Here is a 6,038-nt window from a genome sequence, read left to right as displayed (position 1 = left end):
CTGCCCGCCCGCGCCACCGACGAGATCCTTAACCGTCTCGCCGCGCTCCATCCCAAGAAGATCGACCTGTCCCTGGCGCGGATGGGCCGGCTGCTGGATGCCCTCGGCAATCCGGAGCGGCGCCTGCCGCCCACGATCCATGTGGCCGGTACCAACGGCAAGGGCTCCACCATCGCCTTCATGCGCGCCATGCTGGAGGCGGCGGGCCAAAGGGTGCACGTCTATACCTCGCCCCATCTGGTGCGCTTCAACGAGCGCATCCGCCTCGGCGCCGCGGGAGGCGGCGTTCTGGTGTCGGACGCGGCCCTCGCCGAGGCCCTCGACCGGACCGAGACCGCCAATGCGGGCCAGCCCATCACCCTGTTCGAGATCACCACGGCGGCGGCCTTCCTGCTGTTCGCCGAGCATCCGGCGGACGTGCTGCTGCTGGAGGTGGGGCTCGGCGGCCGGCTCGACGCCACCAATCTGGTGGCCGAGCCGCTGGCGAGCGTGATCACGCCGGTCTCCATCGACCATGTGGATTTCCTTGGCACCTCGGTGGAGGCCATCGCCGGCGAGAAGGCGGGCATCATCAAGCCGCGCCGCCCGGTGGTGGTCGGCTCGCAGGTGCCGGAGGCCCTTGCCGTCATCGAGCGGGCGGCGGCGAAGAAGCTTGCCCCGCTGTTCGTGCGCGGCCAGCAGTGGAACGTCAGCGAGGAAGCCGGCCGCCTCGTCTATGCCGACGAGGACGGGCTTTTGGACCTGCCGCGCCCGCGCCTCGTGGGACCGCACCAGATCGACAATGCGGGCCTTGCGGTGGCCACGCTGCGCGCCGTGAAGCTGCCGGCGGCGCACGAGGCCGGTATCCTCCAGGCCGACTGGCCGGCGCGGCTCCAGCGCCTGCCCACGGGGCCGCTGGTGGCGCGGGCGCCGGCCGGCGTCGAGGTGTGGCTCGACGGCGGGCACAATGCCGCCGGTGGGGCCGCCCTCGCCCATGCCCTGTGTGAGCTGGAGGAGCGCTATTCGCGCCCGCTCGTGCTCATCCTCGGCATGCTGGGCACCAAGGATGTCACCGGCTTCCTCGCGCCCTTCGCCGGGCTGGTGCGGGAGGCCATCGCCGTGCCCGTGCCCGGCGAGCATGCGGGCCTCAAGCCGGAGGACGTGGCCGCCGCCGCCATGGGCCTCGGCATGTCGGCGCGGGTCGCCCGTGACGTGGGCAGCGCCCTCGACAGCATTGCCCGCACCTCGCAGGTGCCGCCGCCGCGGGTGCTGATTTCCGGCTCGCTCTACCTCGCCGGGGCAGTGCTCGCCGCCAACGGCGCCGAGCCGGCCTGATCGCCCTTCCGCCTCAGGCGAAGGCGAAGATGCTGGCGCCGTTTTCGGCCTGGCCGACGGCGGCGCGGAAGGGGGCGAACAGCTCGCGGCCGACGCCGGTGTGGGACGCCGCGAGGTCCGCCGTCGCCGGAGTGCGGGCCGCCCATTCGGCTTCGGGGACCAGCACCTCCAGCGTGCCGGCCACCGCGTCCACCCGCACCAGGTCGCCGTCGCGCACCCTGGCGATGGCGCCGCCGTCCACCGCTTCCGGCGTCACATGGATGGCCGAGGGCACCTTGCCCGACGCTCCCGACAGCCTCCCGTCGGTGACGAGGGCCACCTTGAGCCCGCGATCCTGAAGCACGCCCAAGGGCGGCATCAATTTGTGCAGTTCCGGCATGCCGTTGGCCTTCGGCCCCTGGAACCGCACCACCGCCACCATGTCGCCGGTCAACTCACCGGCCTTGAACGCCGCCTGCAGCTCTTCCTGGGCGTGGAACACCCGCGCCGGGGCCTCGATCACATGGCGCTCGGGGGCCACCGCCGAGGTCTTGATCACGGCGCGGCCGATGTTCCCGTCCAGCACCTTCAGCCCGCCGGTGGCCTGGAACGGATCGGAAGCCGTGCGCAAAACCTTGTCGTCGCCGGTGGCGGCGGGGCCGTCGCGCCAGGCGAGGCTGCCGTCCGCCGCCAGCACCGGCTCTTTGGTGTAGGCCGCAAGGCCGCGCCCGAGGATGGTCTCCACGTCCCCGTGCAGCAGGCCGGCACCCAGCAGCTCGCGGATGACGAAGGCCATGCCGCCGGCGGCGTGGAAATGGTTCACGTCCGCGGTGCCGTTGGGATAGACCCGGGTGAGCAAGGGCGTCACCTCGGCGAGATCGGCGAAATCCTGCCAGGTGAGCGCGATGCCCCCGGCCGCCGCCATGGCGACGAGATGCAGGGTGTGGTTGGTGGAACCGCCGGTGGCGTGGAGGCCGACGATGCCGTTCACGAAGGCCTTCTCATCCAGCATGCGGCCGGCGGGAATGTAGTCGTTGCCGAGCGCGGTGATGGCCAGCGCCCGCTGCGCCGCAGCCTTGGTGAGGGCATCGCGCAGCGGCGTGTCGGGGGTCACGAAGGAGGCGCCGGGCAGGTGCAGGCCCATGATCTCCATAAGCATCTGGTTGGTGTTGGCGGTGCCGTAGAAGGTGCAGGTTCCGGGGCCGTGATAGGACTTGGATTCCGCCTCCAAGAGCGCGTCGCGGCCGACCTTGCCCTCCGCGAACAGCTGGCGGATCTTCGACTTCTCGGTGTTGGAGAGGCCGGAGGTCATGGGCCCCGACGGGATGAACACCGCCGGCAGATGGCCGAACGACAGCGCGCCGATGACGAGGCCGGGCACGATCTTGTCGCAGATGCCGAGGAACACGGCGGCGTCGAAGGTCTGGTGGGACAGGGCCACGGCGGTGGCGAGCGCGATCACGTCGCGGGAGAACAGGGACAGCTCCATGCCGGCCTCGCCCTGGGTGATGCCGTCGCACATGGCGGGGACGCCGCCGGCCACCAGCGCCACCCCGCCGGCCGCGCGGGCGGCGTCCCGCAGCAGCTCGGGATAGCGCTCGTAGGGCTGGTGGGCCGAGAGCATGTCGTTATAGGCGGTGACGATGCCGAGGCTCGCACCCTGGCCCTCGCGCAGCACGGCCTTGTCGCCGGGGGCGCAGGCGGCGAAGCCATGGGCCTGGTTGGCGCATCCCAGCGCCTGGCGGCGGGGGGTGTGGGCGGCGGCGGCGGAGATGCGGTCGAGATAGCGCTGTCTCGCGTTGCTGCTACGCCGCGCGATCCGCTCCGTCACCTCGCCCACGCGGGCATTCAGATGGGCGGAGGCTGTCGAAGCGGCGGATGGGGTCTCGGCGGACATGGCGGGCTCCTCCTGGGGGCATCAGCTGGCCGGGTTTTCAGGATAGCGCATTTAGAGCATTTGGCGCCGGAGTGCACGCGCCACTCAAATCGATTTGACTTTTGAATGCGGGTTCAATCCGCCGTGGCGAAAGCTGATCAATGCGCTCGGGCGGTCCGGGCAGGGTGACGGGGCGGCATCGCGCAAACAAGAATGGTGCGCCGAAGCCGAGCGCAGGCCCACCGGCTCGATGGGTTGGCGGGTGGCGGGGCGCGAAGGAAAGTGGTGCGCTCCGGCGGGCCGGTTTCGAACCCGCAGGGTTCGCAAGGCCAAACGGCCGCCGCCGACATTTCGGCGCCCCCTCTGGAGCGCAGCGGTCGAAGACCGCGACGGCGTGAAGAGAAAACAATGGTGCACCTAATCGTACCAGACTCGAACCAGCTTCTCACCACGTTGGAGGAGTGGAATACCGAACTGGAGGTGCATTCTTTCAACTTGGAACCGGACATATAGCTATTAACAAAAAATATCTGTAATTAGTATGTCCAGCTCTGTCAATGGAACAATTCCACCGGAAGCAAGCAGCTGGTTCTGCTAACTCAAGCCAGACTCGATGCGCCGCAGATCGTCCGCCACGAGCGCGCAAAGCTGTTTAAAATGCTCGGCGTATGTTTCGTATTTCGTAAGCACGTCCTGGACGATGGTTTTCGCCTCGGAACTGCCTGAATGCCCCTTAACCTTGGAGCGGATGTGCTGAACCGTGCGAAGCCCTTCGAGCCTAATGGGGCCTCCATAGGGATTCTTGATGGCGAGGAGCTTTTCCAGCAAGGCAATGCTCTTCTCCTCACGGGTGTAGGCCTCCGATACCTTATCCAGTGCCGTCCGGAGAAACTTCGTGTCGAAGCCCTCCACAACGAGCTTCGATAAATCCATGATCGCCTCCGCCCACTCGTCCTTGCTGGATGAGATTGGAGGGCTGGCGCGATGCAGGAGGTCCTCGTCGGTCAGTGTCCACCATCCGACCCCGCTTTCGCGCCAGCGCGCAAGGATAGACAACGTCTCCGCACGCGGATGCTGGAACGTGACAAACTCACCCCTGAAGTCGTTGATGTAAGCACGCTCGGAAATTCCCGCCTTCGGTGGCTCGTTGAAGGATTTCCAGTGCAGCTGCTCATTGAATGGCAGCTTTCGTAGATAACAGATATAGGCGAAAACCTGTCCGGCGTCGTTAACATCATAGCCGCGCAACGTCCATGACGTACGGCAATCGATATCCCGCTCATGGACGGTATATTTCTCGCGGTCAGTCTTATATTTCGACAAGACCTCCGGTCGGAAGAATGCCGGAGAGAGCTCGTAAGGTAAATCATTTCCATCCGCTTCAAAATAGTTGGTAGTGGCGGCGGGGTCCGTCGAAATTTCGGTTATTCTGTCGTTTCGCCAGTCCTGCGCGATGAAGCTGGCATATTCGCGCGCGGAACTTCCGAACCATCGGCCTGACACGTTCTCGCTGAGGGCACGGGCGTCGCGCGGCCGGATAATCTGAATGCCGCGCGTGTAAGCGGCGGCGCCTTGAACTTTCTGCCGATACAAGAAATCGTCCGAGACGCGTACTACCTCCTCAAGGCCGTCGCCCCATCCCCCAAAATCGCCGTAACGAAGCAGCGTGAAATCAAACATGCGCACGAGTGCATATCCGGCGATTGCCAGATATTCCTCAAGCTCCGGCCATGCGAACGTCACCAAGGTTACGTCATTACGCTTCTTCAATCCCACGGTAACCGAAACGATGTCGGCCAGATCACCATTGCGATCAAATCGGCAATACGCGCTGCGCTCGGGGCGCCAGTGGATGTCGGAAAGATGCGTGTATTCCTGATTGACCTCGAAATATGTCCTGTCCGGCCCGGACCAACCTTCGAAAGTCCGACCGAAAATCAGATCGACCCCGGCATCCAGCGCCGGTGATCCGCGCTGATCCTTCTCGCGTTCGATCCACATCGTATGGCGCCCGCCCCCCGACATATAGCTTGCAATGCTCGTGTACGGGTTTGCACTCCATTGCAGCAAACCCTCGGGAGCATTAGCCGTGAGGGCATCGACTGGAACAGCTATGCTATGGACGAAGCTATAGGGACCAGAAGCATAAATAATGAGTTCGTCGCTTCGGGCGTTCGCCTGCAGATAGTCCAGATGCTGCCCAGCACGAATCCATTTGTCGAAGGCAGTCGCTTCGCCGGGTAAGCGATCGATACCCAGGATCGCTTCAGCGATCTTCTTGTGCGCGTAAGAGGCCATACGAATTTTCTCCTGCCCGTTAATTCCAGATGATATTCTGACATTGCGCGTCCAACAAGTATACTCGCTTGTTTTTGCTATCGAAATAATTGTTGAATGAAATAGTCTGCCCGCAAATTGAGGCTCTGCTTCCGCCCAGAATCCTGGTTCGGGCGTGGCACCCTCTCGGGCACCATGCCTGACGAGCGCCCTACAACCAAATCCCGGCACATTCTCTCCGTGCCGCTGAAACCAGACCAGCACGCCGACCTCCTTCGCCGCGCTGGCCGGGAGCCGGTCAGCGCCTATGCGCAGGCATTGCTCTTTCCCGCCAACGACAACGCCCCCTTCGGCGCAGCCAGAACGCGCGCGGCTCTGCCCGTGAAGGATCATGTGGCCCTGGCGAGCCTGCTCGCCCGGATCGGCCAGCAGGATACGGCCCGCAGCGTGCGCGAACTGGCCCATCTGGCAAAGATCGGGGCCTTGCCCGTCACACCGGAGGCAGAGGACGCCATCCTCAAAGCTGCCGCCGACATCGCCACCATCAAGGCCCTGCTTATGAAAGCGTTGGCCATTGGGGAGGCTTGATCCC

Annotated in this window: 4 protein-coding genes; 2 read left to right on the top strand and 2 right to left on the bottom strand. The window is 65.1% G+C overall.

All coding sequences use genetic code 11. The features are described from left to right. Complete coding sequence (locus K9U40_RS13840) at positions 1–1,314, top strand: bifunctional folylpolyglutamate synthase/dihydrofolate synthase (RefSeq protein WP_282890756.1); 1,314 nt, start codon at positions 1–3, stop codon at positions 1,312–1,314. 13 nt (positions 1,315–1,327) lie between these two features. Here K9U40_RS13840 and edd read toward each other — a convergent pair whose 3' ends face one another. Then, a complete protein-coding gene (gene edd / locus K9U40_RS13835; RefSeq protein WP_282890755.1) occupies positions 1,328–3,190 on the bottom strand; it encodes a phosphogluconate dehydratase in 1,863 nt (620 codons plus the stop codon). A 573-nt stretch (positions 3,191–3,763) separates the two neighbouring features. Then, the gene (locus tag K9U40_RS13830; protein ID WP_282890754.1) at positions 3,764–5,467 is read right to left on the bottom strand and encodes a hypothetical protein; all 1,704 of its coding nucleotides are present in this window, start codon (positions 5,465–5,467) and stop codon (positions 3,764–3,766) included. A gap of 174 nt (positions 5,468–5,641) precedes the next feature. Between K9U40_RS13830 and K9U40_RS13825 the strand changes: the two genes are divergently transcribed. After that, positions 5,642–6,034, top strand: coding sequence for a hypothetical protein (locus K9U40_RS13825; protein WP_282890753.1), 393 nt, complete (start codon positions 5,642–5,644; stop codon positions 6,032–6,034). The last annotated feature ends 4 nt before the right edge of the window (positions 6,035–6,038 follow it).

The organism is Xanthobacter autotrophicus (assembly GCF_030015065.1).
Lineage (GTDB): Bacteria > Pseudomonadota > Alphaproteobacteria > Rhizobiales > Xanthobacteraceae > Xanthobacter > Xanthobacter autotrophicus_D.
Note: the sequence above shows the minus strand (reverse complement) of the source record. Positions and strands in the feature narration are given on the sequence as shown.

What these genes read in the sequence shown, in the direction of transcription:
- edd (WP_282890755.1), bottom strand. Translation starts at nt 3,190, where the DNA reads ATGTCCGCCGAGACCCCATCCGCCGCTTCGACAGCCTCCGCCCATCTG.
- K9U40_RS13830 (WP_282890754.1), bottom strand. Translation starts at nt 5,467, where the DNA reads ATGGCCTCTTACGCGCACAAGAAGATCGCTGAAGCGATCCTGGGTATC.
- K9U40_RS13825 (WP_282890753.1), top strand. Translation starts at nt 5,642, where the DNA reads ATGCCTGACGAGCGCCCTACAACCAAATCCCGGCACATTCTCTCCGTG.